The following is a 21178-nucleotide window of genomic DNA, read 5'->3' on the forward strand; positions in this document are numbered from 1 at the left end:
GATGTAGCTATTAGACGATATTGTGATTGCAACAACACGCAAGACATCGCTCGACGAATTCAATACCACACTGGTGCTGATATTCAATATTGCCGTAAGCGCGTTGTGTGGTGCGAGAACGTCCTCGATGCGGAAATGTTTTACGCAATGAGGCGCGAAATGGAGAAGGAGATTCCAGAAATTGCAGCATAAGTAGAAATATTTTGTAAATATCTTGATTTCGGGAAATAGAAGTGTATATTTCCATGTATGCTCGGACGTCAAAGGCGAAAGAGCGAGGTGGTGAGATAAGCGAGGCGGCGCGCACCACTGAACCCCCTAGTTGGTATCTTCGACGCATCGTCTGGTACTCCAACCATCGCAAGCTGAGAGGNTTGCAAGAGTTCTAACGCAAAAGAGTTGCGGTTACCCACCCAACGAAAAAGGCCCTGGCAGAAATGTCGGGGCTTTTTTATTGCCCAAATTCCTACCAGGAACATAAGAGCGAAAGCTCAACGCACTACCCTCATCTTGCCAGCCGCGCCGCTGGCTTTTTTATTCGCGCCCATCCATACAGCTAACCACTTACTCCTTGAACGCAATGGGTGAGGCGCTTCTCTACAAACACACAGCTCCCGCTTCACTTGCGAGGAGAGAGACTATGAAGATGCCCTACAAACAAGACTTTATCGCTGCTTTGTTAGCTGCCAAAGAGCAGGGCATTGGCGCGATTCTGGCATTCATCATGGCGTATCTGCGTGGCCGCTATAACGGAGACACGCTATCAAAGACGCTTATTGATGGGTTGATGTGCGCGATGTTTGCCTGGTTCGTAAGAGACATTCTCGTATTCATTGGGCTGAGTACAAACCTTGCCTATATCGGCAGTGTGTTTATTGGTTATCTCGGCACCGCTTCAATTGGATCGCTTATCAAGAAATTCACCGCCAAGAAGGTAGGAGTGGATGATGCAAGCAATTAACCCTCAGCGGAAAGCATTCCTCGACATGCTGGCGTGGTCAGAAGGCACTGACAATGACCGACAACCGACAAAGAACCACGGCTACGATGTGATTGTTGGAGGTGCGCTATTCTCCGACTACTCAGACCATCCTCGCCAGTTAGTCGACCTACCACGTCTGAAGATTAAATCAACCGCCGCCGGTCGTTATCAGTTGCTGGCGCGTTACTGGGATGCATACCGGAAACAACTCGGTCTGAAAGATTTCTCTCCTGCCAGTCAGGATGCTGTTGCATTGCAGCAGATTAAAGAACGCCGAGCACTTGAGTTAATCGACTCTGGTGACATCCGTCAGGCCATCGATCGCTGCAGCAATATCTGGGCATCACTACCCGGGGCAGGATACGGTCAGTTTGAGCACAAAGCAGATAACCTTATCGCCAAATTCAAAGAAGCTGGCGGAACGGTAAACGAGCCAAAATCATGAGCAGGTTAACCGCAATCATCTTTGCCGTTGTCGTCTGCGTCATCGTATCTCTTGGCTGGGCTGTTAATCACTACCGCGACAACGCGATCACCTACAAAGAACAGCGCGATAAAGCCACTGAAAAGCTCAGCCTGGCGAATGCCACCATAAAAGACATGCAGACCCGTCAGCGTGATGTCGCTGCGCTTGATGCCAAATACACCGGAGAACTGGCTGATGCGAAAAAGCAGCTTGATGATTTGCAGCGTTGTGTTCGCGATGGCAAGTGTGGGCTGCACGTCAACGCCAGATGTCCCGCGAACGGAACGACCAGCACCGGCGGCCTGGGCGATGCTTCCGGCCCCCGACTTACTGACTCCGCTGAACGGGATTATTTCACCCTCAGAGAGCGAATCGCCACAGTGACGAAGCAGGTCGGATATCTGCATGACTACATCAAAGAACAGTGCCTCAAATAACAGGGTACTGATAACCAATAAACAGGAGTAATACATGGCTAATTACACGCGCATCTTCACTTTCCTAACTGGGTGCTGGGCGTTTGTCGCATCCATTTCATTCGATCATTTCAGTGTAAGCCGAGCGCTGTGCACTCTCCGCCGTGTGGTAGAACGCGTAGTCTTTTCCACCGCTAACCATGCCCTGCCTGAAAAGGCTGATTGGCGAATCGTAGAGCGAATGTGCAGCGAAAGCGTCCGAGAGAAGATTAACGTCTTTGGGTGCCACCCTCGCAATACCGGCGCGCTATGCAGTCCACTGCTGTAGGCATTACAGAAGCTCTTCACTGAGGGGCTTCGATAATGAACTGAGCACCTGAATAAGCGAGGTGATCAATCTTGCTGACGGGTAAGCCGTAAGTGGCTAAGCACTTCTGAGAAGCAGGGCAACAGCTGCGACAAGGCAAAGAGGTAATCATGTCCGACATCTACAACATCAAACTGACGACGAACGACGGCGGAGAGTACAAAGGCCAGATGTCACGCCGTCAGCCTGAGCTGGTTAACGGCTTTGTGCCGCTGGCGACCGAGACGGGCCAATGGCTGTATTTCGCTCCTGCCGATGTAAAGCGCGTGGAGTTCACGCCAGTAACGGAAGAGGAAGAAAGCAATGGCGATGTGCAGACTGTCAGTTGAAATCAAAAGCAGGTGGTGGGTTCCTGTCTACCTAAGGACGCTGACAGTTTTCTGCCTGATGATGCGTTGCGAGCCTGACTACCAAAAGGTGAGAAACTTCCTCGTTAAGCATGGCATTACCCAGAAGCTGAAGTATGAGCCTGTAAAGAAATAACGGAGTAACCAATGAGCAAACCAGATTGGGAGGCCATTGAATCGGCTTACCGGGCTGGTTCATTGTCAGTAAGGGCCATCGGTGAAAAGCATGGCGTTAACCACGCCACCATCCTGAAGAGAGCGAACAAAGAAGGATGGCAGCGCGACCTGACAGAAAAGGTCAGGGCGGCAACCAAAGCCAAGGTAACCAAGTCGGTAACCAAAGACGGTAACCAGTCACCAGTGGTTACTGATGAGCAGATTATTGACCAGGCCTCCGATGAGGCGGCTGCTGTAGTCATGGCTCATCGAGAAAGTCTGTCGGCATGGCGCGGCATCACCAATAAGCTCCGCGACTTCCTCGAAGATGCAGATATCACGGAAGAAAACCACGCCTCAATGTCTCGCTCGATCACTGCCGGTGTTGATGCTCAAATCAAAGTGATAAACGCTGAGCGCAAGGCGTATAACCTTGACACCGAAGAAGGCAATAAGACGGTTGATGACCTGTCTAACCTGATGGATTCACTGTCTCAGGGGGCGTAATGAAACCTGAGCACCTCAAGCTGCTGGCTGATAAAGACTGGCGGCTTAACAATCTTTACTGGATCACCGACAAAGAGGGAAAGCCAACGCGCTTCAGGATGACGCCTGAACAACGGGAATACTTCGAGGGGATCCACACCCGCAACATCATCCTTAAGGCTCGTCAGCTCGGTATCACAACTGAGGTGTGCATCATTCAGTTGGACGCGGCCCTGTTCGAGTCGGCTAAGTGCGCGCTGATTGCCCACACGCTGAATGATGCAAAGCGCCTGTTCCGCGAAAAGGTGAAGTACGCATACGACAAGCTGCCCGCAGAGATAAAGGCGGCCAACCCGGCCAGCAATGACTCTTCCGGAGAACTCGTCTTCAAGAAGGGCGGATCGCTCTACGTCAGCACGTCATTTCGTGGTGGTACGCTGCGTTACCTGCACGTTTCCGAGTTCGGGAAGATATGCGCCAAGTATCCGGATAAAGCCCGTGAAATCGTCACTGGTGCGTTTGAAGCGGTATCAACCGGATGCTTCGCCACTATCGAGAGCACGGCGGAGGGCCGGGCGGGGTATTTCTTCGATTACTGCCAGACTGCAGAGAAGGCGTTGCTACAGGGAAAACCGCTATCCGCGCTGGACTGGAAGTTTTTCTTCTTCTCCTGGTGGAAGAATCCGCTGTACGCAATCGACCCGGTTGAAACGCTGCCGGTGCGCCTGCTTGAGTACTTCGCTGAAATGGAGGCGAAGCACGGCGTTGTCGTAAACGACCGCCAGAAGGCCTGGTACTACGCCAAAGAGAAAACGCTCGGCGACGACATGAAGCGCGAATACCCGACCATTCCGGCCGAGGCGTTCCAGCAGTCGGTCGAGGGCGCCTACTACGCCAAGCAGTTCCGCTGGCTCTACACCAACAAGCGAATTGGCCAAATCCCGGATAACTCACACCTGCCGGTACACACGTTCTGGGATATCGGTGTGGGAGACTCCACGGCGATTTGGTTCGTTCGCGAGGTAGGTGAAGAGTTCCATATCATCGACTACTACGAAAACTCCGGCGAGGGGCTGAGGCACTACATGAAGGTGCTGAAAGACCGCGGCTATGAGTATGGCGAGCACTGGGGGCCGCACGACATTGAGAACCGCGAGTTCGGCGCTGATGCCAAATCGCGCAAAGAGCTCGCGCAGGAAGGTTATGAAATCGACGGCCAGGTTTACTCGATGACCTTCAATGTTGTCCCCAAAACTGGTGTCGATACCGGCATTGAGTCGGTGCGTGAAATCCTCCCGTCCTGCGTCTTCGATGAGGAGAAATGTGCCGAGGGCATATCTCACCTGGAAGGCTACCGCAAGGAGTGGGACGACAAGCGCGGGTGCTGGAAAGATAAACCGCTTCATGACTTCACATCACACGGTGCTGACAGCTTCCGTTACTTTTCAGTAGCGAAGAACAACCACAAGCAGGTCGGCGCAGTATTCTTCTAAGGAGCTCATCAGTGAGTGAATCAAGCACCGGGGAACAGTTCCTCGTTAATGCCCTTGCTGATGCTATCGGGCGACAGCGCATGATGTACGCGGGCCAGCCGGGAAACACCAAACGCACGAAGTTGTGGGATGAGTTCGGCTATCCAAACAGTCTCGAGTTCGACCGCTACTACCGGGCCTACGAGCGCAACGCGGTGGCATTTGCCGCAGTCCATAAGCTTCTCGATTCGTGCTGGGTTGATAACCCGACGATCATCGACGGCGACGACGGAAAGGAGTCAACCGAGACAACGGACTGGGAGAAGTCAGCCACTAAGCTGCTGAAGAAGCACTGGCCTAAAATTAAGGATGCGGATCGCCGCAATCTCGTTGGCCGGTACTCGGCATTGCTTATTCAGTTCCGCGACGGAAGGGAATGGAGTGAACCGGTAGACAGGTCGGTGGTTGCACGACTGAAAGATAAGGCCATTGTTAAGCTGATTCCCGCGTGGGAATCGCAGATCAAGCCGGGCAACTTCGATACCGACACGCTTTCAGAAACGTACGGCCAGCCAGTTTCGTACAATTTCAACGAGCAGCCAGTTGGTGATGATGGTACGTACGGCCCTGTGCGAGGCGTTACCGTGCACCCAGAGAGAATCATCATCCTCTGCGAAGGCTCGGAAGACGAAAATATGCTGTCTGGCGTACCTTTCCTGCGCGCGGGCTACAACAAACTGCTAGACCTTGAAAAGGTATCTGGCGGTAGTGCCGAGGGGTTCCTGAAGAATGCAAGTCGCCAGCTCGGGATTGCGTTCGACAAAGAAACCAACATTGCGAACCTGTCAAAGCAAGCCACGGAATCTGGCTACAAAGACCTGGGCGAGGCGCTTAACGACAAAGTCGCCAAGATGAACCGTGGCACGGATGCGGCCCTGGTTATGCAGGCCGGCACGCCGTCTGTTCTCTCCGTTGCGGCGGCAGACCCATCCCCGACTTGGACAGTGGCCGCCAACGAGTTTGCATCTTCGATTCAGTGCCCGTTCACCATACTGTTTGGTCAACAGACGGGGCGACTTGCTTCCGATGAGGATAAAACAGACTGGGCGAAGCGCTGTAACGGCCGCCGCTGGGGATTCCAGTCGACGGTGATCGAGAGCGTGCTTGAACGCTTCTGGACAGTAGGCGTCATAGATCCGCCATCATCCGGAGAGGTCACACTGGCATGGTCTGATCTGCTCGCGCCGAGCGAAAAAGAGAAGATTGCCAACATGCAGGCAATGGCCGTCGTGGCGAAAGATACACAGCAGGCATACGGCACACCGGCGGTGGATGAAAACGAAATCCGCGCAGTCGGTGAGTTGGAGCCTCGCAAGGTCGTGTCGCCACCTAACCCTGATGTAAAGCAAACCGATAAGGATCCGCTGACAGATGATGATGACAGCGCAAACCAGAATCGGGACTCCAATCGTACCGCGCAATAAAGCTGACCCTACGCAGTCCTCGCGGCAGGTCAGCCGGATGTTCAGCGATATCGAAGACCGGTATCTGAACATTAAGCGCAGGCTAAAGGCACTCTTTGACCAAAGGCTGACAGGACAGCAGCGAGAGGCGAACGCGCAGCGGTCATGGATGATGTGCAACAACGAAGGTGCAGAACCTTCTCTGTATCAGGTCAATGCCGGTAAGTTCATATATGACATGACCGCCGTTGAGCTAGCCGACCTGCTGCAGGTAGTTCAGTCGATTCTGGATGATGAGCTTCTCGATGGCGGCAGCCAGAACCTGTGGGCGATGGACTACGTCATTGCGGAGTATGACCGCGGCACGCTAAACGCCTTCACCAACCTGTCGGTTCAGTCGCAGGTGTACGCCAGCCAGACGACGCTACAGCAGCTTTTAAACAGCCCAGGTCACCTTAATCAGGTGGCGGCGGCCAGGCTGACAACGTTCAGTGACTGGAAGGTCATCAGCGATACAGCCCGCGGCGACCTGACCAACATCATCACCGACTCGGTAGCGCGCGGCGTGAATCCTCGCGAGACTGCAAGCGTAATCAGTGAGCGCCTCGATGTCAGCATGTCGAAGGCGAAGACCATCGCTCAGACTGAGCAGGTCGGCGCGCTGCGGCAAGCGCAATGGAACGAAACGGACTGGGCTGCTGACAGGCTGGGGCTGAACACTGGCCTGCTGTGGCTGTCAGCGCTCAAGCCCACAACGCGCACCTGGCACGCAAGCCGCCACGGCAAAGTCTACACCACCGAAGAGGTGCGGGACTTCTACGCCGAGAGCGGCAACAGGTACAACTGCTACTGCAGCCAGATTCCGGTGCTGCTTAATGACGACGGCAGCATCTTCAATGAGGGGCTGGCTGATAAATTGGCAGCCGAACGTAAACAATGGGCTAAAGCAGCCTAAACCAACCAATGAGGCCCATATGAGCGGAGTATATTTCGAATCGAAGCGACATGGCGATATCTCATGCACTCACGTTAAGATCGGCGGCGTCGAAGCGATGATGAAGCAGGTAGGTGATCGCAAAGTTATTAAGTCGCAAGGCCGCGGCAACGTGCGCCAAGTAAAAACTATCGTCAGAGCTCTACACAAAACTATCCAATAACGAGGATCCAGCATGAAACGCAACCGCGTTAACGTGCTGACCGTCGTCAACTCCGCTTCAAACATCACCACTGAAACCATCGACGGCAAGCCACATATCGTGGTTCGCGGCATCACGCCTGTCGTGGACGATATCGTGATGAACCGGAAGTTGTACCCGGCAGCCGAAATCGAAAAGGCCTACAACACGCTTGAGCGCAACCCGATGCCGCTGGGCCACCCCAAAGTGGACGGTAAGCACGTGTCGGCGCGCGATGTCCGGGCGGTGAACGAATACCACGTTGGCGCCTGGCTGCAGAACGTCAGCCACGAAGGTGGGAAGGTGACTGGCGACATGTACGTTAACCGGCAGTACGCCGAATCCAGCGAGAAGGGCAAGCGCCTGATTAACCGTCTGGATGAGATGCTGGCCGGAACCAATTCCGACCCGATCCACATCTCCACCGGCCTGCTGTATTCCGGTATCGCCGCCAACGGCGAGTCGAAGGGCAAAAAGTACAACGAGATCGCCACCAACATGATGTTTGACCATGTTGCGGTGCTGCTTGATGAGCCTGGCGCTGGAACGCCAGAAGAGGGCGTAGGCATCTTCGTTAACTCAGAAGGTGATGAGCAGCAGATCGAAGTTGCCCGCCTGGCTGATGGTATCGACTGCACCCGCGACGGCCTGCTCAACAAGACAAAATTCTTCTTCACCAATGCCTCCAACTTCTCTTTCGACGACATCTCCCGCGCTATCAGCGACAAGCTGCGCGAGGGTGACGCCGAAGATAAGTGGCTTTGGCCTGAAACGGTGTGGCCGGACAGCTTCATCTACCGCAATGACACCAAATACCTGAAGCAGAAGTACCTCATCGATGATGACGGCAAGGCCGTGTTCGTCGGCGAACCTGTAGAAGTCGTGCGCAAACCCACTGAGTACGAGATTAAAACCAACGGAGAGAACGATCCGATGAAAGAACTGATTATCAATGCGCTGCAAGCCGCTGGTAAGCCGACTGAAGGCAAGTCCGACGCCGAGCTGATGGACGCATACAACCAGATGAAGGCCGAAGAAGCCACCGCCAAGAAAAAAGGCGATGAAGAAATCGACCCGGAAACCGGCAAGCCCAAGAAAAAAGAGCAGGTCACCAATAACGAAGAGATGCCAGCGTGGGCGAAAACACTCGCCGATCGCGTGGACGTCGTTTTCAACAGCCTGAACGAGAACGCCGACAAAGAGAAAGGCGAAAAGCGCGCAGCTGTGAAGCTGGCGATGAACATGAGCGATGAAGAAGTCGCGGATCTGGACGGTAAGGCGCTCGACGCTATGTATGCCAAGTGCCATACCTCCTTCGGCCTGAACGGTGCATTCCGCCACCAGGCAACCAACACCCAATCAGTCAGCGAAATGCCGGAGTAAAAAATGGCTAAAGACGGAAAGCATATCATCCACGCCGGTGGCGTATTCCCCAACCCACTACTCAACCGAGAAGGCGGCGCTGCTGCATCTACTCTGCCTGGTACCGTTGGGTTCTTCAGCACTACAGATAAGTTCACTGCATCGGTAGCAGGGGCAGAAACTGCGATTAAGTACGTGGCAAACAAAGACTACCTGCGCTGCCTGAGTGTTGATGATGCGATCGCAACCAACGAAATGGTTGTAGGCATTCATCCACTTCCTGGCATGTTCCTGAACGTGCGCGCTGCTGCTGGCACTTACACAAAGGGGCAGCCGGTGGCTGTTGCAAATGGTCGCGTCACGGCTGTAGTGGCTGATGCGGTTGTATTCGCTTACGTTGAAGAAGATAAAGCTGTCACAGCGGCGGCCGGTGATCTGATTCGCGTTGTGTTCAAGTAAGGAGCATTGAATGTTTGTATTCTCCAAGTCTATCGGCGAAAAGACCGGTAACCTCGCAGTTAACCAGGCGCAATGGCGCGCTCTCGAAGCTGAGCGAAACGCCAGCGCGCAAGCTGCTGCTGATTTTCTGGCGCGCACTCAGTTCCGTGGCGATGCAGAAAACGCCCCTTATCTCGATGCTGTGAACGCAGTTGACGATATCCGCCGCCTCTATCGCGCTTTCGATACAACCGTGTTGCAGCAGTTCGAGCCGAATACAGAGTTCACCCTGCTGAACGATCTGATGCCGCTGGCCCGCTCAGTTCGCATCGAACAATCCCGTTACGATTACGCTCGTACCGGCGGTCGCGGCTGGGCTCACACTTCCATGTCCGGACAGGTCGGTGCGGCACTCGATGCCCGCAGCTATTCCTTCGACGGCACCATGGTGCCTATTCACGACTCTGGCTTTAAGTTCGAATGGCGTGATCCGATCTTCAACAGCCCGCAGGCATTGCAGTCGCAGTCGGATGCTCAGCGTGGTTCTGTAGAAGATGTACAGCGTCGTTACGTTGACTACATTTTCAACGGCTTCCGCGATAAGGCTGGCAACTTTGCAGTATTCGACGGCCTGACCTGGAAAGGGCTGCGTGACGATGAGCGTGTAGCACAGATCGACCTTGGGGCTTCCGGCCTTAACATCGATTTCACCTCTGGCACAGCAACGTCGCAGGCTATCCGCGCCGGGGCAATCGCGCTTCGTGATCAGATGCGTCGCATAAACAACCAGTATGCAGAGCAGACCTGGTATGTATCCGGCGAAATCATCTCCAACCTGGAGCGCTACTTCTCCGACAACTTCCAGTCCGGAACGATCATGGATGAAACCCTGAAGCTGACCGGCGTTGCGGCGATTAAAGAAGACAGCCAACTGTCAGGTAACGAAATCGTCATCGTTCCGCTGTCTGCTGGCGTCATTGCTCCAATCGTCGGCCAGGCTATCGGTACCGTTGCATCTCCGCGTCCGGAGTACAACAGCGACTACATCTGGCGCACCTGGGGTGCAATGGGGTTGATGGTCAAGCAGGACATCAACAACAAATACTCCGTAATTCACGCATCAAGCTAAGGATAAATCATGGCACTGGTAGAAATCGTGGCAAGCAACCTGCACGCCGGTGCCAGCCTCCGCAAGCTGGAGGTTGGTTCAGTGGTGGATGTGGACGATGCAACAGCTGAGCGCTGGATCAGCGCTGGCAAGGCGAAGGAAACCGACAAGAAGAAAGGCGAGAAGCTTTCCTTCGAAGTGGCAACTCCGTCCGCGCAGGCGGCAGACCTTTCTGGCCTGCAAAAGCAACTCGCCGACGCGCTGGAGCAGAACCAAAAGCTAATCGCCGATGGTGAAGCAAAAGACAAGGCTCACGCCGACGCGCTGGCAGCAGAAACAAAACGTGCCGACGAAGCCGAAGCCGCCCTGGCGGAAGCAACCAAGAAGGCGAAATAACCATGGCTGACCCAATCACAGCGGCAGACGTGCAGGCGTTCCTCGGTGAATTGGGTTACTCCATCCCGGGCGCGCTGCTGGATCCGATCCTCTGCGTGGTGAACAAGATTATCCCGTGCCTCGATGGCGCTGGATATGACGAGTGCACCGCGAAGCTGATCCTGATGTACGCCGCCGCGCTCATGGCTACGTCGTCCGGCGCGCGCCGCATCAAATCGCAGGGTGCGCCGTCTGGCGCGTCCCGTTCGTTTGAATATGGCGACGACAGCATTACCTGGTTGCGCGACTCGCTGGCCCGTCTCGATACCAGCGGATGCACCGGAGATCTGCCTATCAGCGCCGGTAACAGCGTCGGACTGTTCATGGTGGTCGGTGGCTGCTGATGATATACAAATCAGTTAAGCACGGACTGCCGCGCTCGTTCACCCGCGTCTGGGTGATTACCGATACCGGGCGGGAAACTACCGGCTACGTGAAATCGGATGGCGAGTGGTTCATCAACTGCCCGCGCATCCGGGCGACTGGCGCGAAGGTGCTGAGGTGGAAAGATGGCTGAACGATACGAAGTGCATGCGTTTAAATGCGAAGACAACTGGTCGATGTTCATCTGGATAAACGACTCCGGCGTTAAGTTTATTGGCCGCCATGCTGAAACTCACGAGAAAGCCAAAGTTGACTTTCTGGAGCAGGCTGATGCTAAGCGCCTCGCCAGTCAATCAGGCTCGATGCGGCCTCTTGATGATTTCAAAATCGTTGAGAAGGTGGAGGTATTCACTCTATGAGCAGCGTTGCCAACTGGTCTTACACCGCCACTGCGACCATCTGGCGCAAACTGGAAGGTAATGACGAATATGGCGACCCGCTGGGCTACGCCGAACCTGAGCAAATCCTCTGTGATTACGAAGGCGGACTCAGCAAGAAGTTAGCTAGTCTGGGCGCTGAAATCGTCGTGAAGAATACCGTCTGGACGGAGTTCGCGCTGGCGGCCGCCGGTGATTACCTGATGATTGGCGTTTCGACCGAAGCGGACCCGGTTGTCGCCGGTGCCGACGAGGTGCGGCAGGTTATCCGCTATGCCGATACGTTCGAACGGCTGACTGATGATTACGCGATACTAACTGGCGTATGATTTCAACGGAGGTGCTCTGATGTGGATCAGCTTGACAGTTATAATTCTCGGTGTTGCAACTATCGCGATTTCCTCCAGAAGCATTTACGAGATGTGGCGATGGCTACGCGAGAATCAGAAAAAATAAGGTCGCTTCGGCGGCCTTTTTTATTGCCTGGAGAAAACCATGGGCATCAAAGTGAAGGGCATCAGCCAGGCGAAGAAGCACCTTAACGATGTCATCAACGACGTTAAGGGGCGCAAGGTAATCCGCGCCCTCCAGTCAGCGATGATTCTCATCGGTGCCCGGGCAGCCTATTACACTCCGATCGACACCTCCACGCTTATTAACAGCCAGTTCCGGGAAATCGACGCTGGCGGCGTGTTCATCACCGGGCGCATTGGCTATTCAGCCAACTATGCCGCGTACGTCCATGAGGCGTCAGGTAAGCTGAAAGGCCAGCCGCGCGCGCACTTCGGTACGACCCGTGCCGGGCAGCAGTTCGGCGGCGGGACCGGAACGGGCAACTACTGGGATCCGCATGGCGAGCCGCAATTCCTGACAAAAGGCGCGAATGATGAGCGCGATAACGTTGACGCGGTGATGCGCAAGGAGCTTTCGCTATGACGCCTATGATGCACGAGCGGGTGCGTAACATGTTCGTCGACGCCGGGCTAACGACCGGCTTCACGGTCCAGCAGTTGATGTACGACGACCCGAAGGACTTGGCTAAATCCATAATCGTCTTCAGACCAAACGGTGGCTCGAATATCCGTGCTGACCTCGGCTCTGAGTATCACGTCCTGGTTGATGTCGTAGGCGCGAAGGACAAGCGCAAAGACGCGCTCAATGCCGTGCAGCGCATCGTCGATTATGTCAAGGCCAACCCCATGGCTGACGAGTGCGTCGGCTACATCCAGAACATGGGCGCAATCCCAGCGCCGGTGCTCACAGAAGAAGGGCGAATAGTCTTCCGACTCCAGTTCGCCTGCACGTTTGGCGACTAGCCATTCCCAACCAAATAACCCGCTCCGGCGGGTTTTCTTTTATACGTCAAAGAGGAGTTTCAAATGGCTGACTGCCCTAACTCGAACGAGCGCCTTTTCGGCGGTGCGATCGTGCTGGAGGTCGCTGACGGCTGCCCTGATGTAAAACCTGAAGAATCAGAGTGGAAATCTCTGGCTGCGGGTACATCAAAGGGCTTCGACTTCAACCCTAACTCGGTTACATCTGATGCAGATGACGGCGGCGGCTATGTCGAAACCATCATCACCAACAGCGATTTCACTATCAGCTTTGAAGGTGAAGTGCGTAAAAAGGACAAACTGGACCAGTACGGTATCGGCAAGTTCATTACGTACTTTGCTGCGCAGCTGAAGGCTAAAAAACAGCCCGGCATTTGGGTGCGTATGGATTACGGCCCGGTGGAGTTTGTCGGCTACATGACCGTTAATGCCCTGAGTTCTGACGGCGGCACCAACGACATCGTCACATTATCTACCGAGTTCAAAGTCGGTGATGCTAGCACCATCGAAGTAAACGAGCTGACTGCTGTAGCGGTTAATGGCGTGACGGTAACTCCGACAACCAGCACCGGCACGGCGGGCGGTACCAGTACCTTCACGGTGAACATCGCACCAACCGGCGCTACCAACAAAGAATTCACTGTAGCGACTACCGATGCGACCAAAGCAACGGCCACTGCCTCCGGCAACACCGTTACCGTGACACGTGTCGCCACCGGCAGCGCGCAGATCATCGTCAACACCGAAGACGGCAACTTTGTGGCTGTGCATACGGTCACCGTTACCTAACGGACATTCCAAAGGGCGGCGTGCTGCCCTTGATAATGACTGTTTAATGGAAGGCATATGACTGCTTTAACCGATATTGGCGAACTATCTATTAGCGACAGCCGCGCAGGCGGTAAAGATTACCTGCTCAGGCCATCATTCGAGGCTATGACGCGGATCGGTGCTCCAGAGGAGATTGTGCAGGCGTATGCCACCATACACGGCAATGACGTTGCTCAGTTGATTGAGGTGTGCGCTGGCACGCTGGGGCGATTTCCTGAATGGCTGGCCCCATCATTCAATCGCGCTGCTGAGAAGCTGCTATCAACGAGCATGCTGGTGCTGCAGGCGTGCTGCGAGGAAGACCTTACGCCCATGATCGGCGAGTGGAAGGGTTGGAGGTACTGCGTGGTATACCGCCCGGGCCAGATGCCGAAAAACGACATCATCGTGCTGGCGCAGCATCTCATGCAGCACGGTGTCGTCGGAAAGGCAAAGGTTCGCCAGCTGCAGCGCCACGAAACAGGCGCCAGAACGAACGAATTTAAAGCCTTCGACTACATCAGCGCGGCACGCAGCCACTTCGGCATGAACCGCGACGAAGCCTCTCAGTTAACGATGACCGAATTCCAGATGCTGCTGGCGGCGAAATACCCTGACCAGAAAGGCTTCACTCGCGAAGAATACGACAGTATCGCCGATGAGTACCTGGCTAAACAGGCCGCACGACGGAAAAAGGCTTTGGCATAAGCTGGTTTTGTCGTTGCCGGATCCCTGCTACTCTTTTGTCACATTTATCAAAGGGGATAGGGATATGAAGAGATTTTTGGCGATAATAGCAATGCTATGTTCCATAGTGAGCACTTCAAGTTTTGCTAGCGAGATTGGTACAGCCCAAAGTGCAATAAAAAATCAGATGAAAGATCCAGATAGCACGAACTTTAAGAGTGTCAGGGAGATTACAAACTCTCAAGGTGGGAAGTTTGTTTGCGGTGAAGTTAATTCAAAAAACTCTTACGGCGGTTACGTCGGGTTTAAGATTTTTGCTTATCAAGGGGGGAGAACTGTGATTGATGGTTCGTTCTCCACTCCTGATGATTATGAATTTCTCGCGTTATCAGGATGTGCGGGGCCTGGTGTTGAAAAGGTAGCGCTTGCAAACAAGCAAGCAAAGATAGGCTGCCAGATTTCATGGGAGCAAATTACAGATGTTGTTCTCTTTAACAAATCAGCTGAGGCATCTGCAGATAACGCCATCGCTAAGATAAAGTTAAAAAACCCCAACTTAGATCCGACTGTTGTTTTAAATATGAAATCTCAATTCATAACCTCAGTAAATGCCATGAAGGCAGATGGCCCATTTGTGGAAAGTGTTAAAAACAACACAAATGCAACTCGGGCAACATTTATGAAAGAGTGCATAAATAACACATCTAAAACGCTTTCTGGAATGTAAAGAACAGATGAATGTAAACCTCGCTCCGGCGGGGTTTTTTTATGTCCGGAGAAAATTATGGCAGGTGAAAAAGACGCTGGTAGCATCGTTTACACGGTGAGCGCTGATATTGAGCCACTACTGATTGGTGGCAAGTTAGCAGAGGACGCCCTTGATAAGCTTGATAATGCGGCAAAGTCATCCAGTAAAGGAATGGACAACCTTGATCAGAGCACATCGCAAACCGGATCCGCATTCACCGAGCTTGCTGGTTATGCCAACTCTATGGACAACCAATTACGCAAGTTGAACACCAATGTGAGCGGGATCGCTCGAGCAATGGAAGAGGCTCGTAGTGGGACGGGTGGTGCTAACAGCGAATTTAACCGTGCTGAATCAATAATTGAAGCGCTAGGGAACCAACTGGCTGTACTTGACGAGGCTCAAGAGAATGGCGCGCGCAGTGCTGCTGTGTTGGCTTCGCAGCTGCGTGCCGGTTCCAAGGCAAGCGATGAAGAGAAACAAAAAATTGGCGAATTAACCGGCCGCCTTTTTGATTTAAAAACTGGGGTGGATGTCGGTTCTAAAAGCACTGGCAAGTGGAAATCTGGCATGCAGCAGGCAGGTTATCAGGTGCAAGACTTTATCATCCAGGTCCAGGGAGGGCAGTCTGCTCTTGTTGCATTCAGTCAGCAAGGATCTCAATTAGCTGGTGCATTTGGTCCGGGGGGGGCGGTTATTGGCGCCGTAATTGCCCTTGGGTCCATTATTACAGGGGTGCTGGTCACATCTCTAAACGGTGGTAAAAACGCTATTGAATCCTTGAAAGATGCAGCAGAGACCATGGATAAGGTTATTACCGTTTCACAGAATGGTGTTGCTGCGTTATCTGATAAGTATGCTGCTTTAGCAAGATCAAACATTGCCGTTGCTGGGTTAATGAAAAAGCAGGCGGAGATTGAGTTGCAGTCGGCGCTTTCCAAAGTGTCGAAAGAAGTGCAAAAAGCATCGACTGATTTTATTGGTTTTGGTGATTCGCTAATGTCCTCTCTAGGGGGAGGTTATGCAAGTGTAAAGCTATTTAATGATTACTTATCAACATTAAATATCACAACTAACGACTTCAGTGAGGCGTGGAAACAAGCAGCATCTAGTGGTCAAGCCGGTCAGTCAACAATGAATTCAATGGTTGCCACCGTTGCGGCGCTAGCCTCTAAATTTGATATCAGCGATCAGAAAGCTTTTGAATTTGCCAAACAACTATCTGACATTGCGAAAAGCCCTACAGATGACAAACTAAAATCGTTGATCTCAACCTTGCAGAATGTGGGGGCCGGACACTCGTCTGGTGCAGCAAAAGCAAGGGAGTACGCAAAGAGTCTTCTGACAATAATGGAATCAAGTGCTGATGCAACATCACGACTAAAAGCACTTAAGGAAATGACGGATAATCTGGCATCCAGCCAGGATAAAGCGCTCAGAATTGCCCAACAGGAGCTTTATATTGCGCGGCAAACTGGGGAAGTTCAGATGAAGGCTAAGGCGTGGCGGGATGCCGAAACACAGGGGTATAAACAGGGAACAAAGGCCTTTAGGGATTATTACAAGGTTAAACTCGCTTCCTATAAGCAAGACCAAGCGAATGCTAATAGCAAGAAAGAAGCGAAAGACTCAACATCAGAAGCAAATAAATTAGCGACACAGCAAGAAAATGTTGCTCAAAAACTAGCAAACCTGAAGCAGCAATCCGAATTGGCTGCAGGCTCAACTTCGAAATTAAGTCGAGAGCAGGCGATACTCAATGCACAACAATCTCTCGGCAAGGGCGCAACCACCGAGCAGATTGCTTTAGCGGGTAAATATGCTGCAGATAAATGGGATACAGCGAATGCTATAAAAGCGCAAGCTGCAGCAGAGAAACTACTGCCAGAAGCTCGTGAGAATGTCAGCTATAAGCAGGATGTTGAAGACTTGAATGCTGCGCTGTCGGCCAAGACAATCAGTCAGGAGCAGTTCGCCAAAGCATCAGAGCGTCTTGAGGCAACCCATCAGGCCAATCTCGCTAAAATTCGCTCCCAGCAAGCTGTGACACCTCAGCAAGAAGCCGCTGGTACAGTAGACCCTGTTCAGCAGCTTGCTAACCAGCACATTCAGCAGCTTGCTCTAATTCAGCAGTTTGAGCAGCAAGGAGTTCTGACGCACCAGAATGCGCTTGCTCTTAAAAATGCGGCTGACACGGAATACGAGCAGGCGCGTATAGCCGCACAGTGGGAAATATACCGCAACCAAAGTGAAGCAAATGCATTGCTTGCCTCCTCGATTGATGGCTTCCAGAGTGGCGCTACAAACGCCATTACCGGTTTGATTAACGGCACTCAAAATCTCCAGGAAGCATTCGCCAATATAGGGACGACAATCCTTGGCAGTGTTGTTGGCGCGCTGGTTGAGATGGGAATGCAATGGGCCAAGAGCCAGCTGATGGGGCAGGCAGCCGCTGCGGCATCACTCGCTTCAACAATGGCTCAGGCTACTGCTGCTGCTTCAGCGTGGGCTCCGGCGGCAGTTAGTGCTTCGATAGCGACGTATGGCACAGCTGCTGCTGTTGGTCAGGCATCATATGCGGAGTCATTACTTGCGGCTAAAGGGATGGCAGTTGCCGGCGCTCGTTACAACGGAGGTCCGGTTGATGCCAGTTCCATGTATCGCGTGGGGGAGAGGGGTAAGCCTGAAATCTTCAAGGCCAGCAATGGCAGTCAGTACATGATACCGGGTGATAACGGTCGGGTGATTAGCAATCGGGATATGCAGGGAAGTGGCAGTGGCGGCGGCAGTGTGGTTCAGCACATCACTTTTGAAATCAACACCACCGGCGGCATTGATGATGCCACTATGGCGAAGATGTCAAAGATGATGAAGCAGGTTACTTTGTTCCATATAAGCGATCAGGCTAATCGGCCTGGTGGATTAATCCAACCAAGGACAAAAAGGTAAGGCATGCTAAAATCGTGCATTCTTATAACAAAGGAGAGTTTAGATGGAATATCAAATTGAAGACATCACGGCCTACGACAATGATAGTGGAAAAGGTCTCCTTGCTAGCGTGTTTGTTAATTATGAAGACCACTGTAAAGGCGTGAAAATTCGCGTTCATTTGCCTTTGGAGCGCGATAAAAGCCTGGCAGAGATTGAAGCAGACATTTTGAGCGAAGCCAAAAAGCAGTTGAAAGAGCTTGTAGATAGCTTCTGAAAGTTGCCTTAATTAACACAAGCCCGCTCCGGCGGGTTTTTTATTGGGAGTAATCCATGCCAGAAACTTTCACATGGACACCGCAGAAAGCCTACTCCGTTGAGCGAACGCCGAACGTAGCCGTTATTAAACTCGGTGACGGTTACGAACAGAGACAGGTGAAGGGTATCAATCCGTTAATGGATAAATACTCGCTCACCTTTCGCGGCGTCAGCGGGGCGTGCCGTGGCAATCCAGCGAAGGATGCTGAGGCATTTCTCAAAGCGCGAATGGCAGTAGAGGCGTTCTACTGGACGCCATCCGATACGGGAGTACAGAAGCTTTTTGTCTGCCGCTCCTGGAATATGACAAAGACCGGGCCGCTGTTTGAACTAACGGCCACGTTTGAACAAGTGCCACGATAGGAGATTATTATGAAGTTTACCGAACTGCCTGATCACGTAATTGAAGCAGCAGCAAAAACGCTTTCTCGCGAACTTGAAGGGGTATCGACGTGGGAAGATGATAAACGAACGGAAAAGGCCAAAGATGTTGCCGAATCCGTTCGTGATAGTTTTATCCAATTGTGTTCAGAGGAAAAAAATGGCACTCCCTCTTTTAATTGCCAAATCCGACTTGGCATTCAGAAGCGGGAAGGGAAAGATACTAATCTTGAATCTATTTTGCAGAACGCACTTGCAGCTCATGCTCAATCATTCCAATAGCCATTTCTCTTGAAGCTTTAAACTGCGATGCTGCGGCAGGTTTTGGATTGTTTTTCTCAAGATAATCCCAGGTTCTTTCAAGCTCCTTTTTAATGCCATTCAATTGATCATCACCAACTACGTGCAAAATAGCGCGAAGCATAGTATCGAAAGCGCCTAACTGAACAGCTAAACTGTTTGGTTGTTCCATTTTATTTCCTTTATCAGAGGTAATCAGCCATTCCTCTGGTTGCTGAGTGCGCCAGTGTCCCACCACTGACGGGCTGAACCTCAACCATATCCAGGAATGCAAATCGTTTACATCCTGACAAATGATCAGTAGCCACCTCCGGGTGGCTTTTTTTATGGGAGTTTGCCGTGCGCGACATACCAGCAAATCTAATTATCGACAGCGTAGACGCCGGAGTAGGCGCATTCATCGATTTGTTCGAAGCTGACCTGCAACCCTTTGGTGGCGACCTTATCCGGTTTCATTCCGGCACAAATGGCTATTACGGTAACGTTATCTGGAAAGGTAACCAGTATCAGGCGTACCCAATAGCAGTGGAAGGATTCGAGTCAAAGAACGAAGGCACTTATGCCCGCCCGTCAATGGCGGTGGCGAACGTTACCGGCTTATTGACGGGTATCAACCATGACTTTGATGACATGCTTGGCGTGGTAATCACCCGACGTCAGGTACCGGTTAAGTACCTGGACGCGGTGAATTTCCCTAACGGTAACCCTGATGCCGATCCGACGCAGGAAGCAGTTTCCCGCTACGTTGTTGAAGAGATGACGGAAGAGACGTTCGAGCAGGTGACCTACACGCTGGCGACACCGATTGACTGCGATAACGCCATTGTCCCGGCTCGCACTATTCTGGCAGACGTGTGCCAGTGGCAGTATCGCGGCGTCGGGTGTGGATATGACGGGCCTCCCGTTGCAGATGATCGCGACAATCCAACCACGGACCCGGCGAAAGACAAGTGCTCTCACCGCCGTAGCGGCTGCCGCTTCCGTTATCCGCGACCGGAACCAATGCCAATCAGTAGCTTCCCCGGCTCTCAGAAGGTTTCCTGATGCAAGAGTTACTCGAATATGCGGCATCGTCGCAGGATGAAGTGTGCGGCTTAATCCTTGATGGCGATCGGCTGTTCCGCTGTCGGAACGTGCACCCCGATCCGGGCAAGCATTTCCGCATCAGTGATGATGACTGGCTGGCAGCCGAGGAAGCAGGAGAGGTGACGGCGGTCTTTCACTCGCACCCTGAGAATGTACCGTTCCTGTCTGGTTCTGATCGCCAGATGCAAGGGGTTACAGGGCTTCCGTGGTGGCTTGCGTGCGCTGGAAGAATTATGAAGTTCAGGCCATTGCCATTCCTGCTGGGGCGCAGGTTCGAGCATGGTGTTATGGACTGCTACACCCTGTTCAGAGACGCATATCATTTGTGCGGTATTAACCTGCCGAACTTTGAGCGTGCGAATGGTTGGTGGTTACGTGGTGAAAACCTATACCTGAAAAACATGCCGCTCAATGGCTTCCACCAGGTTTCGCCGGGCGAAGCGCAACCAGGTGATGTGATTATCAGGCAGCCATTCCCCGGCGCTGACCCCTGCCACGCAATGATTCTCCTCGATGACAACATGGTGCTTCACCATGACCACGCTGGGCACCTGAGCCGGAGAGAGGCTATGCGTCCGGCATACGTTAAGCAGATGCATTCCATATGGAGACACGAACAGTGCTCATCTTTAAATTTGCAGGCAATTTACGCCGATTTTACCGCCAGGTCCCTCTGAACGTTGATACGCCAGCGCAGGGATTACGGTTACTCCTTTCCCAGAATCACGAATTTAAAAAAGCATTTCTTAGTTCCCGGATCAGGATGCGTGTTGCAGGTGATGAGGTGACAGAAGATTCCGTCCAGTGGCATATGGACAGAAACCTTAAAGACGGTTCCACAGTGTTGTTTGTTCCGGTAATTGAGGGGGCTATTTCGGGAACTGTTGCCCTTGTTGCCACCCTGGTCATCGCCGCTGCGTCTGTTGCGTACTCTATTTATATGGCCCGTAATATGAAAACGAAAACGTCTGCAGAAGCGGCGGAAACAAATACATTAACGAACAATTCATTTACCAGTGCAGAAAACAGGGTAGGACAGGGGCGATCGGTTCCAATTCTTCTCGGGGAAATGGAGGTCGGATCGAATGTCATTTCTCTTGGCATTGACACAAGTAACAATCAGGACTGGACAGAATCAATCAGCTAAGGTGG

The 21178-nt window shown here is 52.7% G+C and carries 29 protein-coding genes and 1 pseudogene; 29 read left to right on the forward strand and 1 reads right to left on the reverse strand.

Going from position 1 to position 21178, the window contains the following annotated elements; all coding sequences use genetic code 11:
• The 26 genes and pseudogenes from B9P82_RS28690 to B9P82_RS28300 form a co-directional block, all read left to right on the forward strand.
• Positions 1–192, forward strand: a pseudogene (locus B9P82_RS28690) (hypothetical protein); the annotation flags it as partial.
• Positions 193–640: 448 nt separating this feature from the next.
• Positions 641–961 (forward strand): phage holin, lambda family, encoded by a 321-nt coding sequence (locus B9P82_RS19955; RefSeq protein ID WP_048220920.1) that lies wholly within the window; start codon positions 641–643, stop codon positions 959–961.
• Positions 948–1427 carry a glycoside hydrolase family 24 protein gene (locus B9P82_RS19960; protein WP_101700855.1) on the forward strand — a complete coding sequence of 160 codons (480 nt, stop codon included), beginning with the start codon at positions 948–950 and terminating at the stop codon, positions 1425–1427. Before B9P82_RS19955 ends, B9P82_RS19960 begins: the two co-directional genes overlap by 14 nt.
• The gene (locus B9P82_RS19965; RefSeq protein ID WP_101700792.1) at positions 1424–1885 is read left to right on the forward strand and encodes a lysis protein; all 462 of its coding nucleotides are present in this window, start codon (positions 1424–1426) and stop codon (positions 1883–1885) included. The genes B9P82_RS19960 and B9P82_RS19965 overlap by 4 nt, the downstream gene beginning before the upstream one ends.
• A gap of 456 nt (positions 1886–2341) precedes the next feature.
• The gene (locus B9P82_RS19975) at positions 2342–2560 is read left to right on the forward strand and encodes a hypothetical protein (protein WP_101700793.1); all 219 of its coding nucleotides are present in this window, start codon (positions 2342–2344) and stop codon (positions 2558–2560) included.
• A 165-nt stretch (positions 2561–2725) separates the two neighbouring features.
• The gene (locus B9P82_RS19985; protein ID WP_101700794.1) at positions 2726–3241 is read left to right on the forward strand and encodes a hypothetical protein; all 516 of its coding nucleotides are present in this window, start codon (positions 2726–2728) and stop codon (positions 3239–3241) included.
• The gene (locus tag B9P82_RS19990) at positions 3241–4713 is read left to right on the forward strand and encodes a terminase (protein ID WP_101700795.1); all 1473 of its coding nucleotides are present in this window, start codon (positions 3241–3243) and stop codon (positions 4711–4713) included. The genes B9P82_RS19985 and B9P82_RS19990 overlap by 1 nt, the downstream gene beginning before the upstream one ends.
• An 11-nt stretch (positions 4714–4724) precedes the next feature.
• Entirely contained in the window at positions 4725–6176 is a 1452-nt protein-coding gene (locus B9P82_RS19995; protein WP_101700796.1) for a DUF1073 domain-containing protein, read from the forward strand.
• Positions 6130–7110: a phage minor head protein gene (locus tag B9P82_RS20000; protein ID WP_168188452.1), complete on the forward strand. Its 981-nt coding sequence runs from the start codon at positions 6130–6132 to the stop codon at positions 7108–7110. The genes B9P82_RS19995 and B9P82_RS20000 overlap by 47 nt, the downstream gene beginning before the upstream one ends.
• A gap of 214 nt (positions 7111–7324) precedes the next feature.
• The gene (locus B9P82_RS20010) at positions 7325–8713 is read left to right on the forward strand and encodes a DUF2213 domain-containing protein (RefSeq protein ID WP_101700798.1); all 1389 of its coding nucleotides are present in this window, start codon (positions 7325–7327) and stop codon (positions 8711–8713) included.
• A gap of 3 nt (positions 8714–8716) precedes the next feature.
• Positions 8717–9151, forward strand: coding sequence for a hypothetical protein (locus B9P82_RS20015; RefSeq protein ID WP_101700799.1), 435 nt, complete (start codon positions 8717–8719; stop codon positions 9149–9151).
• Between the two features lie 10 nt (positions 9152–9161).
• Positions 9162–10259: a major capsid protein gene (locus tag B9P82_RS20020; protein ID WP_101700800.1), complete on the forward strand. Its 1098-nt coding sequence runs from the start codon at positions 9162–9164 to the stop codon at positions 10257–10259.
• Between the two features lie 9 nt (positions 10260–10268).
• Positions 10269–10634 carry a hypothetical protein gene (locus B9P82_RS20025; protein ID WP_101700801.1) on the forward strand — a complete coding sequence of 122 codons (366 nt, stop codon included), beginning with the start codon at positions 10269–10271 and terminating at the stop codon, positions 10632–10634.
• A 2-nt stretch (positions 10635–10636) separates the two neighbouring features.
• A complete protein-coding gene (locus B9P82_RS20030; protein WP_045332637.1) occupies positions 10637–11017 on the forward strand; it encodes a DUF7370 family protein in 381 nt (126 codons plus the stop codon).
• Positions 11017–11190: a 50S ribosomal protein L13 gene (locus B9P82_RS20035; protein ID WP_101700802.1), complete on the forward strand. Its 174-nt coding sequence runs from the start codon at positions 11017–11019 to the stop codon at positions 11188–11190. Before B9P82_RS20030 ends, B9P82_RS20035 begins: the two co-directional genes overlap by 1 nt.
• Positions 11183–11416, forward strand: a complete 234-nt coding sequence (locus tag B9P82_RS20040) for a hypothetical protein (RefSeq protein WP_101700803.1) — start codon at positions 11183–11185, stop codon at positions 11414–11416. The genes B9P82_RS20035 and B9P82_RS20040 overlap by 8 nt, the downstream gene beginning before the upstream one ends.
• Positions 11413–11763, forward strand: a complete 351-nt coding sequence (locus tag B9P82_RS20045) for a hypothetical protein (protein ID WP_101700804.1) — start codon at positions 11413–11415, stop codon at positions 11761–11763. The genes B9P82_RS20040 and B9P82_RS20045 overlap by 4 nt, the downstream gene beginning before the upstream one ends.
• A 166-nt stretch (positions 11764–11929) precedes the next feature.
• Positions 11930–12370, forward strand: coding sequence for a hypothetical protein (locus B9P82_RS20050; protein WP_048223806.1), 441 nt, complete (start codon positions 11930–11932; stop codon positions 12368–12370).
• Positions 12367–12750 (forward strand): phage tail termination protein, encoded by a 384-nt coding sequence (locus tag B9P82_RS20055; RefSeq protein ID WP_101700805.1) that lies wholly within the window; start codon positions 12367–12369, stop codon positions 12748–12750. Before B9P82_RS20050 ends, B9P82_RS20055 begins: the two co-directional genes overlap by 4 nt.
• Positions 12751–12813: 63 nt before the next feature.
• Positions 12814–13557, forward strand: a complete 744-nt coding sequence (locus tag B9P82_RS20060; RefSeq protein WP_101700806.1) for a phage tail tube protein — start codon at positions 12814–12816, stop codon at positions 13555–13557.
• Positions 13558–13614: 57 nt separating this feature from the next.
• Positions 13615–14286 (forward strand): DUF6246 family protein, encoded by a 672-nt coding sequence (locus tag B9P82_RS20065; protein WP_101700807.1) that lies wholly within the window; start codon positions 13615–13617, stop codon positions 14284–14286.
• A 64-nt stretch (positions 14287–14350) separates the two neighbouring features.
• On the forward strand, positions 14351–14992 hold the full coding sequence (locus B9P82_RS20070) for a hypothetical protein (RefSeq protein WP_101700808.1): 642 nt from the start codon (positions 14351–14353) through the stop codon (positions 14990–14992).
• Positions 14993–15049: 57 nt separating this feature from the next.
• Entirely contained in the window at positions 15050–17962 is a 2913-nt protein-coding gene (locus B9P82_RS20075; RefSeq protein ID WP_101700809.1) for a coiled-coil domain-containing protein, read from the forward strand.
• 43 nt (positions 17963–18005) lie between these two features.
• Positions 18006–18218, forward strand: a complete 213-nt coding sequence (locus tag B9P82_RS20080) for a hypothetical protein (RefSeq protein WP_101700810.1) — start codon at positions 18006–18008, stop codon at positions 18216–18218.
• A 56-nt stretch (positions 18219–18274) separates the two neighbouring features.
• Positions 18275–18622, forward strand: a complete 348-nt coding sequence (locus B9P82_RS20085) for a phage tail protein (RefSeq protein WP_101700811.1) — start codon at positions 18275–18277, stop codon at positions 18620–18622.
• A 9-nt stretch (positions 18623–18631) separates the two neighbouring features.
• A complete protein-coding gene (locus tag B9P82_RS28300; RefSeq protein ID WP_125363623.1) occupies positions 18632–18922 on the forward strand; it encodes a hypothetical protein in 291 nt (96 codons plus the stop codon).
• Here B9P82_RS28300 and B9P82_RS20090 read toward each other — a convergent pair.
• Positions 18876–19112: a hypothetical protein gene (locus B9P82_RS20090; RefSeq protein ID WP_053530297.1), complete on the reverse strand. Its 237-nt coding sequence runs from the start codon at positions 19110–19112 to the stop codon at positions 18876–18878. The two genes, B9P82_RS28300 and B9P82_RS20090, sit on opposite strands and share 47 nt — an antisense overlap.
• A 167-nt stretch (positions 19113–19279) precedes the next feature.
• Here B9P82_RS20090 and B9P82_RS20095 point away from each other — a divergent pair, with 167 nt between their 5' ends.
• Genes B9P82_RS20095 through B9P82_RS20105 form a run of 3 tightly spaced genes read left to right on the forward strand, consistent with a single transcriptional unit; the run spans position 19280 to position 21173 of the window.
• The gene (locus tag B9P82_RS20095) at positions 19280–19984 is read left to right on the forward strand and encodes a phage minor tail protein L (RefSeq protein WP_101700812.1); all 705 of its coding nucleotides are present in this window, start codon (positions 19280–19282) and stop codon (positions 19982–19984) included.
• Positions 19984–20703: a C40 family peptidase gene (locus tag B9P82_RS20100; protein WP_101700813.1), complete on the forward strand. Its 720-nt coding sequence runs from the start codon at positions 19984–19986 to the stop codon at positions 20701–20703. The genes B9P82_RS20095 and B9P82_RS20100 overlap by 1 nt, the downstream gene beginning before the upstream one ends.
• Positions 20646–21173 carry a tail assembly protein gene (locus B9P82_RS20105; RefSeq protein WP_101700814.1) on the forward strand — a complete coding sequence of 176 codons (528 nt, stop codon included), beginning with the start codon at positions 20646–20648 and terminating at the stop codon, positions 21171–21173. Before B9P82_RS20100 ends, B9P82_RS20105 begins: the two co-directional genes overlap by 58 nt.
• The last annotated feature ends 5 nt before the right edge of the window (positions 21174–21178 follow it).

The sequence above is a fragment of the Citrobacter sp. L55 genome (genome assembly GCF_002850715.1).
Lineage (GTDB): Bacteria > Pseudomonadota > Gammaproteobacteria > Enterobacterales > Enterobacteriaceae > Citrobacter > Citrobacter braakii.